Annotated in this window: 18 protein-coding genes, 2 tRNA genes and 2 pseudogenes; all 22 read left to right on the top strand. The window is 41.9% G+C overall.

The annotated features are described in order from the left end of the window. The first annotated feature begins 150 nt into the window (after positions 1-150). On the top strand, positions 151-1,743 hold the full coding sequence (locus FNL97_RS17525) for a putative polysaccharide biosynthesis protein (RefSeq protein ID WP_062677410.1): 1,593 nt from the start codon (positions 151-153) through the stop codon (positions 1,741-1,743). After that, positions 1,740-3,203: a bifunctional methyltransferase/pyrophosphohydrolase YabN gene (gene yabN / locus FNL97_RS17520; protein WP_062677409.1), complete on the top strand. Its 1,464-nt coding sequence runs from the start codon at positions 1,740-1,742 to the stop codon at positions 3,201-3,203. The genes FNL97_RS17525 and yabN overlap by 4 nt, the downstream gene beginning before the upstream one ends. Positions 3,204-3,218: 15 nt before the next feature. Next, entirely contained in the window at positions 3,219-3,491 is a 273-nt protein-coding gene (locus FNL97_RS17515; RefSeq protein ID WP_143416254.1) for an RNA-binding S4 domain-containing protein, read from the top strand. A gap of 128 nt (positions 3,492-3,619) precedes the next feature. Next, complete coding sequence (yabP, locus tag FNL97_RS17510; protein WP_003247459.1) at positions 3,620-3,925, top strand: sporulation protein YabP; 306 nt, start codon at positions 3,620-3,622, stop codon at positions 3,923-3,925. Beyond that, on the top strand, positions 3,922-4,530 hold the full coding sequence (yabQ, locus tag FNL97_RS17505; protein ID WP_012748833.1) for a spore cortex biosynthesis protein YabQ: 609 nt from the start codon (positions 3,922-3,924) through the stop codon (positions 4,528-4,530). Before yabP ends, yabQ begins: the two co-directional genes overlap by 4 nt. Positions 4,531-4,549: 19 nt before the next feature. Beyond that, positions 4,550-4,921, top strand: a complete 372-nt coding sequence (locus FNL97_RS17500) for an FtsB family cell division protein (RefSeq protein WP_012748834.1) — start codon at positions 4,550-4,552, stop codon at positions 4,919-4,921. Positions 4,922-5,039: 118 nt separating this feature from the next. Next, complete coding sequence (locus tag FNL97_RS17495) at positions 5,040-5,438, top strand: S1 domain-containing RNA-binding protein (RefSeq protein ID WP_012748835.1); 399 nt, start codon at positions 5,040-5,042, stop codon at positions 5,436-5,438. 233 nt (positions 5,439-5,671) lie between these two features. Further along, positions 5,672-5,748: transfer RNA gene (locus FNL97_RS17490), tRNA-Met, on the top strand. Positions 5,749-5,753: 5 nt separating this feature from the next. Next, positions 5,754-5,825: transfer RNA gene (locus tag FNL97_RS17485), tRNA-Glu, on the top strand. Positions 5,826-6,232: 407 nt separating this feature from the next. Further along, positions 6,233-8,713: a stage II sporulation protein E gene (gene spoIIE, locus FNL97_RS17480; RefSeq protein WP_143416253.1), complete on the top strand. Its 2,481-nt coding sequence runs from the start codon at positions 6,233-6,235 to the stop codon at positions 8,711-8,713. A gap of 63 nt (positions 8,714-8,776) precedes the next feature. Beyond that, positions 8,777-9,511: a VWA domain-containing protein gene (locus FNL97_RS17475; protein WP_143416252.1), complete on the top strand. Its 735-nt coding sequence runs from the start codon at positions 8,777-8,779 to the stop codon at positions 9,509-9,511. Beyond that, the gene (gene prkT / locus FNL97_RS17470; RefSeq protein ID WP_143416251.1) at positions 9,480-10,457 is read left to right on the top strand and encodes a serine/threonine protein kinase PrkT; all 978 of its coding nucleotides are present in this window, start codon (positions 9,480-9,482) and stop codon (positions 10,455-10,457) included. Before FNL97_RS17475 ends, prkT begins: the two co-directional genes overlap by 32 nt. A 122-nt stretch (positions 10,458-10,579) precedes the next feature. Further along, positions 10,580-11,968 carry a tRNA lysidine(34) synthetase TilS gene (gene tilS, locus FNL97_RS17465; protein WP_286173422.1) on the top strand — a complete coding sequence of 463 codons (1,389 nt, stop codon included), beginning with the start codon at positions 10,580-10,582 and terminating at the stop codon, positions 11,966-11,968. A gap of 21 nt (positions 11,969-11,989) precedes the next feature. Then, positions 11,990-12,535: a hypoxanthine phosphoribosyltransferase gene (gene hpt, locus FNL97_RS18640; protein ID WP_012748840.1), complete on the top strand. Its 546-nt coding sequence runs from the start codon at positions 11,990-11,992 to the stop codon at positions 12,533-12,535. A 94-nt stretch (positions 12,536-12,629) separates the two neighbouring features. Continuing rightward, on the top strand, positions 12,630-14,537 hold the full coding sequence (gene ftsH, locus FNL97_RS17460) for an ATP-dependent zinc metalloprotease FtsH (RefSeq protein WP_143416250.1): 1,908 nt from the start codon (positions 12,630-12,632) through the stop codon (positions 14,535-14,537). A gap of 97 nt (positions 14,538-14,634) precedes the next feature. Then, positions 14,635-15,411, top strand: a complete 777-nt coding sequence (locus FNL97_RS17455) for a type III pantothenate kinase (RefSeq protein WP_012748842.1) — start codon at positions 14,635-14,637, stop codon at positions 15,409-15,411. A 14-nt stretch (positions 15,412-15,425) separates the two neighbouring features. Further along, entirely contained in the window at positions 15,426-16,313 is an 888-nt protein-coding gene (hslO, locus tag FNL97_RS17450) for an Hsp33 family molecular chaperone HslO (RefSeq protein ID WP_012748843.1), read from the top strand. A 77-nt stretch (positions 16,314-16,390) separates the two neighbouring features. Then, positions 16,391-17,317, top strand: a complete 927-nt coding sequence (cysK, locus tag FNL97_RS17445) for a cysteine synthase A (RefSeq protein ID WP_012748844.1) — start codon at positions 16,391-16,393, stop codon at positions 17,315-17,317. A 112-nt stretch (positions 17,318-17,429) separates the two neighbouring features. Then, entirely contained in the window at positions 17,430-17,624 is a 195-nt protein-coding gene (locus FNL97_RS18635; protein WP_286173421.1) for a hypothetical protein, read from the top strand. Then, a pseudogene (locus FNL97_RS17440) lies at positions 17,606-18,112 on the top strand (anthranilate synthase component I family protein); the annotation flags it as partial. The gene FNL97_RS18635 and the pseudogene FNL97_RS17440, both read left to right, overlap by 19 nt. A gap of 10 nt (positions 18,113-18,122) precedes the next feature. Continuing rightward, on the top strand, positions 18,123-18,701 hold the full coding sequence (gene pabA / locus FNL97_RS17435) for an aminodeoxychorismate/anthranilate synthase component II (RefSeq protein WP_143416249.1): 579 nt from the start codon (positions 18,123-18,125) through the stop codon (positions 18,699-18,701). Between the two features lie 4 nt (positions 18,702-18,705). Further along, positions 18,706-18,810 (top strand): annotated as a pseudogene (locus FNL97_RS18950) (4-amino-4-deoxychorismate lyase); the annotation flags it as partial. Positions 18,811-18,839: the final 29 nt, after the last annotated feature.

Below are 18,839 nucleotides of genomic sequence, written 5' to 3'. Positions count from 1 at the left end.
AACATGAATAAAAAGGCAGCCTGCTATGCTGCCTTTTTCTTTTGCGTTATAATAGCAAACGTTATAAGTTTGACGTGTGGAATACTGCAATTACTAGAAACCATCGATAAGACTTGTGGGGAGAATCCAACATGCGGAAGGAGAAACGCGATGAGATCGCCGGAAGAGAGAATATGGAGGGGGGCGGCCGTCTTAGCCATTGCCGCCTTTGTGACGAAGATATTGAGCGCTTTTTATCGCATTCCGTATCAAAATATTGTTGGTGATGTCGGTTTTTATATTTATCAACAAGTTTATCCGATTTACGGCATTGTCATGTCGTTAGCGTTATATGGCTATCCTATTGTCATTTCAAAGTTAGTGGCAGAGCGTGCAGCAGAACATGACGAAAAAGGTGTTATTTCTGTTTTGCAAGTTTCGCTTTTGTTTTTATGTTCGCTCGGCTTGCTTATTTTTTCTATTCTCTATATAGGAGCGAAACAAATCGCGATATGGATGGGAGATGGGGAACTTGCTCCGCTTGTTCGCCTCCTTTCTTTTTCGTTTTTACTATTTCCGTTTATCGCTTTGTTGCGCGGTTATTTTCAAGGTAATCACAATATGATTCCAACCGCTGTTTCTCAAGTTGGAGAACAGTTTGTACGTGTAACAACGATTATTTTCTTGTCGTATTGGTTTATCAAAAGCGGACGCAACGCATATGAAGCTGGAGCAGCCGCAATGTTTGGTGCATTCGCCGGGGGATTGACCGCACTTCTTTTATTGACAGCGTATTGGATGAGGAGAAAAAATAGAGGGAAAATACATATAGCAGTGAAAAGCGCGGATACAAAGCGCATTGTTTCTTATTTGTTCATCGAAGGGTTTATTATTTGTGTTACAAACATGTTATTAACGCTCATTCAACTGGTGGACTCTTTTTCCCTATTATCATTGCTTGTTGAACGTGGCAAGGAAAGTCTCGAACAAGCGAAAATATGGAAGGGAATTTACGATCGTGGGCAACCTTTGATCCAGCTTGGCACCGTGGTTGCGACTTCCTTTTCGCTGACGCTTGTTCCGCTCATTTCCGGAGCGAGAAAACGCAATGACGAACCATTTATTTATGAAAAGACGGATTTGTCATTACGCATCGCCACTGTCATCGGATTAGGAGCTGCATTAGGATTGATGTGTCTGATACGTCCTGTGAACGTGATGTTATTTGAAAATGATCTTGGTTCACTTCCGCTGGCAATTTTGGCTGCCTCGATTTTCTTTACGACATTAGCGCTTACGCTTTCGGCGTTATTGCAAGGAATGGGGTATGAATGGATTGCAGTAGCGGGAGTATGTGTAGCGGTAGCAGGAAAAACTGCATGCAATTGGCTATTAATACCTTTATTTGGAACAACCGGTGCGGCTGCTGCTACGACGTTGTCTTATGCCGCAATGGCATGCTTTTTATATGTCATGTTGCAACGAAAGTTACATATTCGCTTTCCAAAGAAAACGTATTTATATCCTGTTATGAAATCAGCGATAGCGATGGTCGTTGTTTTGCAGTTGTACACAATGCTTGCGGAAAGGTGGATCGACAGCCGCTTGTTCGCAACTGGTGAAGCGCTAGTCGGAGTGCTGCTTGGAGGCGCTACGTATATTATAATGGTCATAAAAGGAAATGTATTCTCACAACAAGAATTATCATTTTTCCCATTTGGAAACAAACTACGTTTATTATTAGAAACAGGTGATGGACGATGAATACGATTTATATTTTCGGTTTAGGCGCTGGTGATATTGAGCAGCTGCCGTTAGGTGTATATCGAAAGTTAAAGACGGCTTCTCCGCTTTTTTTCCGCACAAAGGAACATCCGGTGGTCGCTGCGTTAGAGGACGAGGGAGTTTCGTTTACATCCTTTGACTCCATTTACGAAAAACATGAACAATTTGAAGACGTATATGAGGAAATAACAGCCATTTTATTGGAACAAGTAAAAGAACGTGATATATTTTATGCCGTTCCTGGCCATCCGCTTGTGGCAGAAAAGACCGTGCAGCTTTTATTAGAAGCGGAGCGGCGAAAGGAATGCCGCGTCGTCATCGAGGGAGGTCAAAGCTTTTTAGATGCTTTGTTTACAACGTTAAAAATTGATCCGATCGAAGGGTTTCAGCTCATTGACGCCACATCGTTTCAAGGAGATGAATGGCAATTAACAAAGCATACGATTTTTTGCCAAGTATATGATTCGTTTATTGCCTCTGAGGTGAAATTGACATTAATGGAGCAGCTTCCTGATGATTATCCTGTCTATATCGTAACAGCGGCGGGAAGCAAGGAAGAGAAAGTAACCAAAATTCCATTATACGAGCTGGACCGCTCTGCGACATTGAACAATTTAACGAGCGTATATGTCCCGCCTGTTCGCGAGGAGAAATTGCTTTATCACCGTTTTGAAACGTTGCGGCGCGTCATTGCGACATTAAGAGGGCCGAACGGCTGCCCGTGGGATCGCAAGCAAACACATGAATCGCTCAAACGATATTTGCTTGAAGAAACATATGAACTGTTTGAAGCGATCGATGAAAATGATGATGAACATATGATTGAGGAACTTGGCGATGTGCTCTTGCAAGTCATGCTTCATGCGCAAATTGGTGAAGATGAAGGAATGTTTTCCATTGATGACGTCATTCGCGGGATTACAGAAAAAATGATTCGTCGCCATCCACATGTATTTGGTGACATTATCGTTGAAAATGCAGAACAGGTTGTAGAAAATTGGCAACGAATTAAAGAAAAAGAAAAGAAAGACCGCTCTAATTCCTTGCTTGATGACGTTCCGAAAAGCTTGCCAAATATTTTAAAAGCGTATGAATTCCAAAAAAAGGCGGCAAAAGTAGGGTTCGATTGGGATGATGTCAAACCGATGTGGGAAAAAGTAGAAGAAGAAATTGCCGAATTTAAGCGAGAGACGTTGGCGGAACGAAATACCCGTTCTCGTCTCATTAGCGAATTTGGCGATATTTTATTTGCGCTTATCAATATTGCCCGTTATTACGACATCAACCCAGAGGAAGCGTTGCACTCAACAAACAAAAAATTTTATCAGCGCTTTTCCTATATAGAAGAGCAGGCGCAAAAGCACGGCGTAGCGCTTACATCGTTGTCGCTTGCAGAGTTAGACCGTTTTTGGGAAGAGGCAAAAGAAAAAGGATGGTAAAGGGGAGAGACGTATATGCGTTTAGATAAATTTTTAAAAGTTTCCCGTCTTATTAAACGCCGCACGTTAGCGAAAGAAGTAGCGGATCAAGGGCGTATTATGATTAACGGCGCCGTTGCAAAAGCAAGCTCTACAGTGAAAGTTGGCGATGAACTAACGATTCAATTTGGACAGAAGAAGCTAACGGTGAAAGTGACTGATTTGAAGGAAACGACAAAAAAAGAGGAAGCAGCTAGTTTGTATGAAGTGATTCGAGAAGAACAGCTCGATGCCACGACGAAAGAGTAATGGATAGCTTCAATTTATACGGATAGGCTTGTTCTAAAATTTCCCCTGCATTCATACATATGGTACAAACACGGATAGGAAATAGACTCTCATTTGACTCGATTTCAATATGAATGCGGGGGATGAACATGAGCCAACATTATGATTTTGGAGGCAATACGAATAAAGGTCCTGTCCAAGAGCATGACGTCATTATGCGGGGGAGAAGACTCCTTGATATTACGGGAGTCAAGCAAGTGGAAAGTTTTGATAATGAGGAATTTTTGCTTGAAACGGTGATGGGGTTTTTATCGATTCGCGGACAAAATTTGCAAATGAAAAACTTAGACGTGGATAAAGGGGTCGTTTCAATTAAAGGGAGAATTTTTGACCTTGTTTATTTAGATGACCATCAGGAGAAGGCTAAAGGATTCTTTAGCAAGTTGTTCAAATGAGTTTAACGACGCAGCTGGCGACAATGCTGGCGATGATCGGAATGGGCAGCTGGCTTGGCGCCGCGCTCGATACGTATAACCGCTTTTTAAAACGACAGGACCGCGCCCATTGGATCGTTTTTATTAATGATATTTTATTTTGGATTGTTCAAGGTTTGATTATTTTTTACGTTTTACTGCTCGTCAATGAAGGCGAGCTGCGCTTTTATATTTTTCTAGCGATTTTATGTGGGTATGCTGCTTATCAAAGTTTGTTCCGTATGATATATTTAAAAGTGCTTGAATGGACGATTTGGTTTGCGGTGCGGTTATACCGCTTTTTTGTTCAGTTGTGCTATTATTCCATCGTTCGCCCGATTCAATTGCTTTTTCAAATATTATTGGCACTTTCGTTTTTTGTATGGAAATTGTTTTCCTCTTTCCTTCATATTTTGTATCAATGTGTAAAGATATTATTTGCTCCGGTTCGCTGGATTGGTTTTATGATTTGGAGAGGAATTCCAAAACATTGGAAACAGCCGCTAGAAAAAATTTTCAGCTATTTAGCAGGAATTATTCGCCAAGTGAAGAATATGAAAGATAGTTTCATAAAACGGCGAAAGTAAGGGTGGAGGTGTGAAAACAGTGAGCGTACCGCATAAAACAAATGTAACAAAGTTACAATCTTCATACATATCAGTTCAGGAAGAAAAGAGGGAGAAAGCGTCGAGAAGACGACGAATCGCCGTCGTTCGTTTTACGTTTTTTAGCGTTGTATTAGCAGCGTTATCTTCGATATTTCTTTACACCCTCCACTCTCAATCAAAGGACATTGAAGCGAAATTAGCAGATAAAAAGCAGCTTGAGCAGCAGCTAGACAAGCTCGAGAAACAGCAAAAACACCTGAAAGAGGAAATTAAAAAATTGCATGATGATGAATATATCGCTGAGTTAGCAAGAAAAAAATATTATTTATCGAAGGATGGGGAGATTATTTTTGTCGTCCCCGAAAAATAATCTTTTGTCCTGTGATGTTCGATAAATTCAGGCACTCATCTTATTGACACTTGTTTTTTACATTCGTTATAATAAAGGAAATAATTTTGAAAGTTTTTTAAGGAGGAGCACTTTTTTTATGTCAATTGAAGTAGGCAGCAAGTTACGAGGCAAAGTAACGGGGATTACGAAATTCGGAGCGTTTGTGGAGCTGCCAGAAGGTGTAACTGGACTAGTTCATATTAGTGAGGTAGCGGATAATTACGTAAAGGATATTAACGATCATCTTAAAGTTGGAGATATCGTTAATGTCAAGGTCATTAACGTAGAGAAAGATGGAAAAATTGGTTTATCCATTAAAAAAGCAAAAGATACGCAACCTTCGCAGCGTCCACGCTATAAGGCCAATGATCGAGCCGCAACAGAAAGCTTTGAACAAAAAATCAGCCGCTTTCTTAAAGAAAGTGAAGATCGTCTAGCATCTCTTAGACGCCATATGGAATCAAAGCGGGGAGGTCGTGGCGCGAGACGTGGGTAACTTGCTGCTGAATGTATAAGGATGATCATATCATAATAGTGAATAACAGCTAAAAAGCATCCACGGTGATGGATGCTTTTTCTTATTTTTTAGCGAGAAGGCAGATGTATTTTGCCGTTCGTGTATGTGGAATTTTTTATATTGTTTCACAACAAATTTTTCTAATATATTTCCTGTAGAAAAGCTATTGACAATCACATGTTTTATCATTATTATAAGAAATGTTGTTGCGTGGCGGCGTAGCTCAGCTGGCTAGAGCGTACGGTTCATACCCGTGAGGTCGGGGGTTCGATTCCCTCCGCCGCTACCATATGAGGCCCGTTGGTCAAGTGGTTAAGACACCGCCCTTTCACGGCGGTAACACGGGTTCGAATCCCGTACGGGTCACTAAAAAACGAGGGTGTTTCTCGAAAGAGAGGCGCCCTCGTTTTTTATGTTTTTTGGGAATTTATCTTTTTTGCCGAGAAGGCCCCGCCTCTAAGCAGCGCATAGATAGGGGATGAATCGGCATTTTTTGTTTTTTAGTAATCTTAATAGTTGAAGAACGTTCTTCTTCTGTCATAAATGAACGGAGGGGATTCTTGGGACCTTTGAGCAACAACAGCCAAAGGAAACAAGAATCCCCCCTTCCACCGTCATTAGCCGGTAAGTAGGGGTAGTTCAATGTGAACTTATGGCATGTTAGCAAGAAATACGTCGAACGGTTTTTTTGGTTGCTTTTCTTTTTTTGACAAATTTTTGACTATTGGAAATGTATAATAGGAGCAACAGAAAAACAAAGGAGTGGGATCGGAGTGGAAAGAGTAGAAAGAAGGTTTATGAATCAAATTTCAGAAGTGCCTATTCATGAGACACAGGCTGTGTTGTCGCGGTGGGTGCGCCATGTGAAATTGCGAGTCGGACATTTATTTATTCATAAGGGGTTTCTTCTTCTTATTATCGGTTTTCTGCTTGGACGAGCTCTTATTCTATCCAAGCTAACTCCATTTGCTTTACCGTTTTTTGCCGCTGTTTATATGTTGCGCCGCGATAAAGCAGCACTAGCATTTATTGCATTGCTTGCAGGTTCACTTACTCTATCGTTTGAGGCAACGTTATTTGTATTTGTCGGAATATTCGGTTTCCTGGTTGTGAATGCATTTATAAGGAAGTTTTTTAGTGAGTCGTTAAAAATGGTGCCTTTTGTTGTATTTTGTCTATCATTTTCTACAAAATTAGCCATTTTCTATTATTTGTTGGGAAATAGGACGCTATATGATGCAATGATGGCGTTTGTCGAAGCAGGGCTCGCATTTGTATTGACACTTATTTTTATTCAAAGCATCCCGTTGTTAATGATTCGCAAATATAAACAAGCGTTAAGAGCCGAAGAAATTATTTCGCTCATTATTTTAATTGCGTCGATGTTAACGGGGATGATCGGTTGGACGTTCTATGGACTTTCACTTGAACATGTAATGTCCCGCTATCTTGTGTTAATTTTTGCGTTTGTGGCAGGAGCGACGATTGGCTCTACAGTAGGAGTAGTAACAGGGCTTATTTTAAGTTTAGCGAACGTCGGTAATTTATACGAAATGAGTTTGTTAGCGTTTGCTGGTCTTTTAGGAGGCTTATTAAAAGAAGGAAAGAAAGCCGGCGTGTCTTTCGGATTGCTCATCGCTACCTTGCTGATTGGCTTATATGGGAGCGGTAAGGCAGAAATTATTCCAACAGTGATGGAGTCGTTCTTGGCGATTATTCTATTTGCATTTACGTCTCGCTCATTGACGGAAAAAATCGCAAAACACATTCCTGGTACAGCAGAATATGCCAATGAACAGCAGCAGTATGTCCGCAAAATTCGCGATGTGACTGCACAGCGCGTTTCCCAATTTTCTCACGTATTTCAAGCGCTGGCCAATAGCTTTTCAACGAAGAGTCTAATTTCTTCTGATGAAGATTATAGCGAACGGGAAATTGATTACTTTTTAAGCGATATTACGGAAAAAACGTGCCAAACTTGCTTTAAAAAAGAACAATGTTGGTCATACAACTTTGATACAACATATGAATATATGAAGCAAATTATGCTAGAAGCAGATGCGGGAATTTTGGAACATAACCATAAACTATTGCGAGAATGGGACAACCATTGCGTAAAAGCAAGCAAAGTAGTCGACATGATTGAAAAAGACGTGACGTTTTATCAAGCGAATCGTAAACTGCGCAAACAAATGAATGAAAGCAGAAAGTTGGTTGCCGAACAGCTGTTGGGTGTCTCGCAAGTGATGGAAGATTTCGCTAAGGAAATTCAGCGGGAGCGTGAAAATCATTATTTGCAGGAGGAACAAATCTTTCACGCCTTGCAAGAATTCGGGATTGAAATCGGACACGTTGATATTTATAGCTTAGAAAAAGGAAATATCGATATTGAAATGAGCATTCCATATTGTGAAGGCCGCGGCGAATGTGAAAAATTAATTGCGCCGATGCTATCCGATATTTTAGGAGAAACGATTGTGGTAAAGCGCGAAGAATGCGCCGCTTACCCGAACGGTTATTGCCGAGTAGCATTCGGCTCAACAAAAGCGTTCGTCGTAGAAACAGGCGTAGCGTTTGCGGCAAAAGGCGGCGGTCTTGTTTCCGGTGATAGCTATTCCATGATTGAACTCGGAACAGGAAAATATGCGATTGCGATCAGCGATGGAATGGGAAATGGAGAGCGTGCACATAACGAAAGCAATGAAACGTTGCGTCTTTTACAAGAAATTTTACAAACAGGAATTGATGAATCTATTGCCATTAAATCCGTTAATTCCATTTTATCATTACGGACGACAGAAGATATGTTTTCTACATTAGATTTAGCCATTATTGATTTGCAAAACGCTGTCACGAAGTTTTTAAAAGTCGGTTCCACGCCAAGCTTTGTCAAACGCGGGGATAAAGTCATGAAAATTGAGGCAAGCAACTTGCCAATCGGAATTATTAAAGAAGCGGACTTTGAGATTGTCAGTGAACAATTAAAAGCGGGCGACTTGCTTATTATGATGAGCGATGGGGTGTTTGAAGGACCGCCGCACGTAGAAAATTACGATTTATGGATGAAGCGGAAAATTAAAGAATTGAAAACGAACGACCCGCAAGAAGTGGCAGACTTAATTATGGAAGAAGTGATCCGAAGCCGTTCTGGAAGAATTGAAGACGACATGACGGTAGTCGTTGCGAAAATCAAGCATAACACGCCAAAATGGGCGACGATTCCAGCTTATATGTATACAAAAAAAGCGCAATAATGGTATAAAATCCCCATCCTCCGGCGATGCTTGTAATACATTAGCTGAGGAGGGGAAGATCAGATGCGCAAAGGAACGTTGCGGCAAATTTTGCTTATTACAGATGGCTGTTCCAATCATGGAGAAGACCCGATTGCGATGGCTTCTTTAGCAAAAGAACAAGGGATTACGGTGAATGTGATCGGTGTTCTTGACCAAGATACGATTGATGAAAGTGGATTGCGTGAAATTGAAGGGATCGCTTTATCGGGAGGTGGAATCAGCCAAGTTGTCTATGCCAAACAGCTGTCTCAAACGGTGCAAATGGTAACGAGAAAGGCAATGACACAAACGCTTCAAGGTGTCGTGAATAGAGAATTGAAGCAAATATTAGGATCGAACGTGTCGCTTGAAGATTTGCCTCCGGAAAAACGAGGAGAGGTGATGGAAGTCGTCGATGAACTTGGAGAAACAGTGGAATTAGAAGTTTTAATATTAATAGATACGAGCGGGAGTATGAAAACGAAATTGCCAACGGTGAAAGAGGCACTGCTTGATTTGTCCCTTAGCCTTAATGCACGTATCGGTGATAATCGTTTCGCTGTGTTTGTATTTCCGGGGAAACGAGGAAATGTAGAAAAAATTGTTGACTGGACGCCGAAAATAGAGGAGCTTTCCACTGTTTTTCCAAAATTAACATCGGGAGGATTGACACCGACAGGACCGGCCTTGCGCGAAGCATTAACATATTTTGAGAAAAAGCGGTCGTTAAGGGGTTTGATTCGTGATGATGAATCATACTTTGAAGAATCTATGTAATCTTCCGCTAGGGACGGTCGTGACAGGAAAGTGGCACCGCCATTCGTACAAGCTGGTAAAACCGCTTGGAAATGGAGCTAACGGGGTCGTTTATTTGGCGGAAAGCACGAAGGGGCTTGTTGCTTTAAAGTTAAGCGATAATAGCGCGGCGATCGCATCAGAGGTCAATGTATTACGTCGATTTTCCAAGGTCCAGGGAGTTGCCCTTGGACCTTCTTTACTAGATGTTGATGACTGGGTAAATCCTTTGATGAATAAAACGATTCCTTTTTATGTGATGGAATATATCAAAGGAGAAAATTTTTTTACGTTTATTCGCAAACGTGGAAAAGAGTGGGTAGTCGTTCTTTTGTTACAGCTTTTATCTGCCCTTGACCAGCTTCACCAAGAAGGATGGGTATTTGGCGATTTGAAGCCCGAAAACTTGTTAGTTGCAGGTCCGCCGCCGACGGTCCGTCTTCTTGATGTGGGAGGAACAACGTTGCAAGGAAGAGCTGTTAAAGAGTTTACCGAATTTTACGATCGCGGTTATTGGGGAGTGGGGTCACGAAAAGCAGAGCCTTCATATGATTTATTTGCTGTGGCAATGATCATGATCCAAGCTTGTTATCCAATCAAATTTGAGCGGAAAGGAGATGGACGCCGTCAGCTAATCTCCATCATTCAGGCAGATGATACGTTGCGGACATATCAGACGGTGTTGATGAAAGCGATTGATGGGAAATATAAAAGAGCTTCCGAAATGAAACAAGACTTTTTGACCGCTCTTCAGCGTTCTTATCATTCTCATTCCAACCAGCGTACTTTCCAGAGAACGATGCAAAAAACACGCCGAAATAAAAAAAGAAAACGCAGCAAAACAAAGGGAGTGTTGGAAACAGCGTTGATCGTTGCCGTACTTTTATGCGCATACGCAATATATGTATACCATCAAGTACTTCCTTGACAAATTTTTATCGCTATGATGTTTATTTTTGATAAAATAATTGGGCGAGATTTTTGAGAAAATATTGTAATAATGGTACGATGAATTTTAGAATTACGTTATTATAAAGAGGGTTTTTCCGAATGATTGCGGAAGTGTACGAGTTTATAAAAAAACATGAGCTGCTCACTCCGAATTCGATGGTCATTGTTGGCGTATCGGGAGGACCGGATTCACTAGCGCTGTTGCATTTTTTTTGGTCGATTCGACAAGAATGGAATATCACGTTGATCGCCGCACATGTAGATCATATGTTTCGCGGTAAACAGTCAGAGGAAGATATGAATTTTGTGAAACATTTTTGCGCGGCGCGCGGTATTATATGTGAGGCGGTGCAAATGGATGTTCCGGCATTCCAGCGCGAGTCCAAATTAAGTGTTCAAGAGGCGGCGCGTCAATGCCGTTACCGTTTTTTCGGTGAACTGATGAAAAAATATAAAGCGCATTATTTAGCTTTAGGCCATCATGGCGATGACCAAGTTGAAACGATTTTAATGCGGCTTGTGCGCGGCAGTACTAGCAAAGGCTATGCCGGTATTCCGGCAAAGCGCCCATTTTACGGAGGATATATTATTCGCCCGTTTTTGGCGATCAGCCGTGCAGATATTGATGCGTATTGTCGACAACATCAAATTACGCCTCGTCATGATGCTAGTAATGATAAAGATGATTATACAAGAAATCGGTTTCGCCACCATGTTATTCCATTTTTAAAAAAGGAAAATCCGCGTCTTCATGAGCGGTTCCAATCGTATAGTGAAATGGTAATGGAAGATGAGTTATTTTTAGAGGAATTAGCGAAAGATGCGATGAATAAAGTAATGGAAAAACAACATGATACGGTTGCATTAAAAATTGAACCATTTCAGGCGATGCCAAAACCTTTACAAAGAAGAGGGATTCAACTAATATTGAACTATCTTTATAAAGACATCCCTTCTTCCCTTTCGTCTGTACATATCCATAATATATTTACGTTTTTAAACCGCGACCATCCTTCAGGAAGATTAGACTTTCCGCATGGCTTAAAAGTCATTCGTTCTTATGACCGTTGCTTGTTTACATTTCGAGAGGAAAAAGAAGATATAAGCTATGCATTCGAGCTGGATATTCCAGCTGTATTGCCCCTCCCAAACAATCATGTAATCATTAGTGAATTTTGGGAACACTATCCGAAAGAACAGAAGGGAAACGATGTATTTATTATTGATCCGGAAGCGGTTCGTCTTCCGTTACGAGTACGAACACGCCGCGCTGGTGACCGGATGACGTTGAAAGGGACAAAAGGGACAAAGAAGGTTAAGGAAATTTTCATTGAAGCGAAAATTCCTTTATATGAAAGGGATCGCTGGCCAATTGTAGAAGACGCGCAAGGAAATATTTTATGGGTTCCGAAGTTAAAAAAATCAAATTTTGAAGCAACAAATGTTACAAAAGCAAGCTACATTGTATTACACTATAAAGAGCAATGAACATCTAGGAGGAAAAGAAAGATGGGGATGAAAGACGATATCCAAAAAATACTTATTACGGAGGAGCAAATTCAAGAAAAGGTAAAGGAGCTAGGCAAGCTGTTGACAGAAGAATATGAAGGGCGTTTTCCGTTAGCCGTCGGAGTACTAAAAGGGGCCATGCCGTTTATGGCAGATTTGTTAAAGCATATCGATACATATTTAGAAATGGATTTTATGGATGTGTCCAGTTATGGAAACGCGACGGTATCATCCGGCGAAGTGAAAATTTTAAAGGATTTAAATACTTCTGTGGAAGGGCGTGACATTTTAATTATCGAGGATATTATTGATAGTGGTTTAACATTAAGTTATTTAGTCGACTTATTCCGTTATCGGAAAGCGAACTCGATTAAAATTGTTACCTTATTAGATAAACCTTCCGGACGCAAGGCGGATATTCAAGCAGATTATGCCGGTTTTATCGTTCCTGACGAATTTGTTGTCGGCTATGGCTTAGACTATTGTGAGAAATACCGTAATCTTCCTTTTATCGGAGTGCTGAAACCGGAAGTGTACAATAAGTAGTTTGCTTTTTCAGCCGCTAGCGAATTGTTTGTATTTATACAATTTTCTATGATACTATTGAGTATAGTGTGTTTCATATGGGAGGAGGCAAGAGATGAATCGGATCTTCCGAAATACCATATTTTACTTATTGATTTTTCTCGTTGTGATCGGTGTAGTCAGCTTCTTTAACGGAAGCAATCAACGGACGGAACCGATGACATACGATGCCTTTATTACACATTTAGAAAATGGCGATGTTAAATCGTTTTCCATGAAACCGGAGCGCGGTGTGTATGAGATAAGGGGACAGCTCAAAACGTACAGTGAGGATCAATACTTTTCCACTTATGTCATGAACAGCGATACGGTGCTGAACCGTATTGACGCTGCAGCGAAAAGAACAAGAGTGGAAGTAATGCCTGCGGATGAAACGAGCGGATGGGTCACCTTTTTCACTTCAATCATCCCGTTTGTCATCATTTTTATCTTGTTTTTCTTCTTGTTGAACCAAGTGCAAGGCGGCGGCAGCCGGGTAATGAACTTTGGAAAAAGCCGGGCGCGCTTATATACGGACGACAAGAAAAAAGTTCGTTTCCGCGATGTTGCTGGTGCGGATGAAGAAAAACAAGAGCTTGTGGAAATTGTGGAATTTTTAAAAGATCCGCGGAAGTTTGTGGAGCTTGGCGCCCGTATTCCGAAAGGAGTTCTTCTTGTTGGGCCTCCGGGGACAGGGAAAACGTTGCTTGCGCGCGCGGTTGCAGGAGAAGCTGGCGTACCGTTTTTCTCCATCAGCGGTTCCGACTTCGTAGAAATGTTCGTCGGTGTCGGTGCGTCACGTGTGCGCGATTTGTTCGAAACCGCGAAAAAGAACGCGCCATGTATCATTTTTATTGACGAAATTGATGCGGTTGGCCGTCAACGCGGAGCAGGTCTTGGCGGCGGACATGATGAGCGTGAACAAACGCTCAACCAATTGCTTGTCGAGATGGATGGATTCAATGGAAACGAAGGAATTATTATCATCGCAGCGACAAACCGCCCGGATATTTTAGACCCAGCATTGTTACGTCCAGGTCGTTTTGACCGGCAAATTACGGTAGACCGTCCGGACGTAAAAGGGCGTGAAGCGGTATTGCGCGTACACGCTCGCAATAAGCCGCTTGATGAATCCGTTGATTTAAAAGCGATTGCAATGCGTACACCAGGCTTCTCTGGTGCTGATTTAGAAAACTTGTTGAACGAGGCGGCCCTTGTTGCGGCGCGACGGAATAAAAAGAAAATTGATATGAGCGACATCGATGAGGCGACAGACCGTGTCATCGCCGGACCGGCAAAGAAAAGCCGCGTCATCTCAGAAAAAGAGCGACGCATTGTTGCATACCATGAAGCGGGTCATACCGTCATTGGTATGGTGCTTGATAATGCGGAAATGGTGCATAAAGTGACGATCGTTCCACGTGGCCAAGCCGGTGGTTACGCGGTTATGCTTCCGAAAGAAGACCGCTATTTTATGACAAAGCAAGACTTGTTAGATAAAATTACCGGTTTATTAGGCGGGCGCGTTGCGGAAGAAATTGTGTTTAACGAAGTGAGCACAGGGGCGCATAATGACTTCCAACGTGCGACGAACATTGCTCGCCGCATGGTCACCGAGTTTGGAATGAGTGAGAAGCTTGGTCCATTGCAATTTGGGCAGCCGAGCGGGCAAGTGTTTTTAGGGCGTGACTTGCACAATGAGCAAAACTACAGCGATAAAATTGCATATGAAATTGATTTAGAAATTCAACGGATTATTAAAGAATGTTATGAGAAGGCGAAAAACATTTTAACACAACATCGTGATAAACTGGAGTTAATCGCTACTACATTGCTAGAAGTAGAAACGTTAGATGCAGAACAAATTAAACATTTATTCGAACATGGAACATTGCCAAACCGTGATGCAAATAATGGCAATGACAATAAAAATAATGAGGATAACAATGACGTCAAAATAAATATTCAAAAGAAAGATGAGTAAGATGTCTCTTTTTAAGGGACATCTTTTTTTATCCGAGTAAAAACAAGATATGATATGATGTAGAAAGTAACAATTTATGAGAAGTGGTGATGAAACGATGATTTTTGTGTTAGACGTTGGCAATACCAATACGGTGTTAGGAGTATATGATGGCGATGAATTAAAGCATCATTGGCGCATCGAAACGAGCCGGGGCAAAACGGAAGATGAATACGCCATGACGATCAAGGCGTTATTGAACCATGTCGGGCTTCAGTTTTCCGACATTGATGGTATTATTATCTCTTCCGTGGTGCCGCCGATTATGTTTGCGCTTGAGCGAATGTGTTTAAAATACTTTCATATTAAGCCGATTATCGTCGGGCCAGGGATTAAAACAGGACTGAATATTAAATACGATAATCCGCGAGAAGTAGGGGCAGACCGAATTGTGAACGCGGTTGCCGGCATTCACTTGTATGGCAGCCCTCTCATTATTGTCGACTTTGGTACGGCAACGACGTATTGTTATATTAATGAACATAAACAATATATGGGGGGCGCTATTGCTCCAGGGATTATGATTTCCACGGAAGCGCTTTTCGCGCGAGCTGCGAAATTGCCTCGTATCGAAATTGCCCGTCCGGATGACATTATTGGGAAAAATACTGTTAGTGCGATGCAAGCTGGAATTTTATATGGATACGTGGGGCAAGTGGAGGGCATTGTTTCGCGGATGAAAGCAAAAAGCTCTGTTCCTCCAAAAGTGATTGCAACAGGAGGGTTAGCGTCCTTAATTGCCAGCGAATCTAGTGTGATTGATATTGTTGATCCGTTTTTGACGCTGACAGGATTAAAAATTTTATACGAGAAAAACGTTGATAAAAAACAATGAAAGGTTGAGTGTGTATGTCAGACTACTTAGTGAAAGCCTTAGCTTATGATGGACAAGTAAGAGCGTATGCCGCACGAACAACAGATACCGTTAGCGAGGCACAGCGCCGCCATCAAACATGGCCGACTGCTTCCGCAGCGCTTGGCCGGGCTATTACGGCGGGGGTCATGATGGGAGCCATGTTAAAAGGAGACGATAAATTAACGATTAAAATTGATGGCGGCGGTCCAATCGGCACCATTTTGGTCGACAGCAACGCCAAGGGAGAGGTGCGTGGATACGTCACAAATCCACACGTTCACTTTGATTTAAACGAACATGGGAAATTAGACGTGGCAAAGGCGGTAGGCAAAAATGGCATGTTAACGGTTGTAAAAGACTTAGGATTGCGTGATTTCTTTACAGGACAAGTGCCGATTATTTCCGGGGAACTTGGTGAAGATTTCACGTACTATTTTGCTTCTTCGGAACAAGTTCCGTCTTCTGTCGGGGTTGGTGTACTTGTGAATCCAGACAACACGATATTGGCGGCAGGAGGCTTTATCATCCAGCTGATGCCGGGAACGGAAGAGAAGACGATTGAACAAATCGAACAGCGTTTACAAACGATTCCTCCAGTTTCGAAAATGGTTGAAAGCGGGCTAACACCGGAAGAAATTTTAGAGGAACTGCTTGGAAAGGGAAATGTCAAAGTACTTGAAACACTTCCTGTTTCGTTTGTATGTCGCTGTTCGCGGGAGAGAATTGCCGATGCGATTATTAGTTTAGGTCCACAAGAAATTCAAGACATTATGGAAAAAGAAGGGTATGCCGAAGCATCATGTCATTTTTGTAATGAAACGTATCATTTTACAAAAGAAGAGCTCGAACAATTAAAACAACTTGCAGAAGCAAAAAATTAAAATGATTGACAATTCCATCAATAACTGATACATTTTAAACAAATTCGATAAAATTAATCGGGATTAGGGGTGGAAAGATGGCAAGAACAGTAAACTCCATTACAGAGCTTATTGGCGATACGCCTGCAGTGAAATTAAACCGCATTGTTGATGAAGATAGCGCCGATGTATATTTAAAACTGGAATTTATGAACCCTGGCAGCAGCGTCAAAGACCGTATTGCCTTAGCGATGATCGAAGCGGCGGAAAAAGCCGGAAAATTAAAACCTGGTGACACGATTGTAGAGCCGACAAGCGGAAACACCGGAATTGGATTGGCGATGGTTGCCGCGGCAAAAGGGTATAAAGCGGTTTTAGTCATGCCAGATACGATGAGTTTAGAACGTCGCAATTTGTTGCGCGCATATGGCGCTGAATTAGTGTTGACACCAGGAAGCGAAGGAATGCGCGGCGCGATTGCGAAGGCGGAAGAGCTAGTAAGAGAGCATGGCTATTTTATGCCACAACAATTTAAGAATGAGGCAAACCCAGAAATCCATCGGTTAACGACTGGAAAAGAAATTGTTGAGCAAATGGGTGACCAATTAGATGCGTTTATTGCCGGCGTCGGTACTGGCGGAACGATTACAGGGGCAGGACAAGTGCTTCGCGAAACATATCCAAACATTAAAATTTATGCCGTAGAACCTGCTGATTCACCAGTATTATCGGGCGGAAAACCAGGTCCTCATAAAATTCAAGGAATCGGCGCCGGATTTGTGCCGGACATTTTAGATACAAGCATTTATGATGGAGTCATTACCGTTACAACAGAAGAAGCGTTCGCCGCTGCTCGCCGCGCTGCTCGCGAAGAAGGAATACTTGGCGGAATTTCTTCTGGTGCCGCTATTCATGCTGCATTGAAGGTCGCCAAAGAGCTTGGAAAAGGAAAAAAAGTGCTGGCAATTATTCCAAGTAATGGAGAACGTTACTTAAGTACACCGCTTTATCAATTTGAGGAGTAAGCATCCTATTTCGACAGGGGAGGACCCCTGTCGAAATTTTTTTGTAATGATATGTTCCGCGACTCATTGTACAATAAGAATATGCATGGCTAATAAAGGGAGTGATATCGCTGTGCGGAAATGGAGAAATAGAAAGAGGCGAACGATTCCTTATTCGAAACATGATTGGTTTCGGCAATATAAGATGCTTGCCGCTGGTGAGCCGTATCATGCTCTGCTAGAAAGCGGTCAGGGCGGACGATATAGTATTATTGGTTTAACTCCTGCGGGTATCATCCAAACAAAAGAAAAAACGAAAAGGAAATAGCAGAACATGCGATGCTCGTCGATTTAGAGCGCAACGATTTAGGACGTGTATGCCAATATGGTACAGTAAAAGTAGACGAATGGATGACAATCGAACGTTATTCCCACGTTATGCATATTGTGTCCCATGTGTCGGGAAAATTGCAGCAAGGAAAAGATGTATTTGATATTATACAAGCAATGTTTCCTGGCGGTACGATTACTGGTGCTCCAAAAGTACGGACAATGGAAATTATCGAAGAGCTGGAGCTGGTACGTCGTGGTGTATATACTGGTTCCATCGGGTGGATTAGCTTCGATGGGGATATGGAATTCAATATTGCGATTCGCACGATGATTGCTAAAGACGGAATAGCTCATGTGCAAGCGGGAGCTGGAATTGTTATGGATTCCCACCCTGAACATGAATATCAGGAATGTTTGAAAAAGGCGGCAGCCCTTTGGAAAGCAAAAGAGCTGAGCGAAGCAGAGAAACTATTGAGAGCATGAGGTGAGATCGATGATTTTAATGGTTGATAATTACGATTCTTTTACATACAACTTAGTGCAATATCTAGGTGTGTTAGGGGAAGAATTAATCGTAAAACGAAATGATGAGATTACGATTAAGGAGATAGAGACACTAAGCCCTGATTTTCTTATGATTTCGCCTGGTCCTTGCACTCCTAATGAGGCGGGCATCAGCATGGAAGCCATCGAATACTTTGCAGGGAAAATTCCGATTTTTGGAGTTTGCCTTGGGCATCAAGCGATTGCTCAAGTATTTGGGGGAAAAGTCATTCGTGCTGACCGTTTAATGCACGGTAAAACGTCGCCAATTTTCCATGATGGAACAACCATTTTCGCCAATGTTCCTAGCCCGTTTACGGCCACTCGTTATCATTCTCTTATTGTTGAAAAAGAAACATTGCCAGATTGTTTTGAAATTTCCGCTTGGACAGAAGAAAACGAAATTATGGCGATTCGCCATAAAACATTGCCGGTTGAAGGGGTTCAGTTTCATCCGGAATCAATTATGACGAGTCACGGGATGAAGCTGTTGGAAAACTTTATTCAAACATATAAAAGGGTTCGATAACAGTATGTATGTATATATCAATGGAGATGTCGTTCATAAAGACGAAGCGCGTATTTCGCCGTTTGACCACGGTTTTTTGTATGGTCTTGGTGTATTTGAAACGTTTCGTACACAAGCGGATGAAATATTTGTGACCAA

This window comes from Geobacillus sp. E263, from assembly GCF_007197795.1.
Taxonomy (GTDB): Bacteria; Bacillota; Bacilli; order Bacillales; family Anoxybacillaceae; genus Parageobacillus_B; species Parageobacillus_B toebii.
This window is presented reverse-complemented; position numbering and strand designations above follow the sequence as displayed.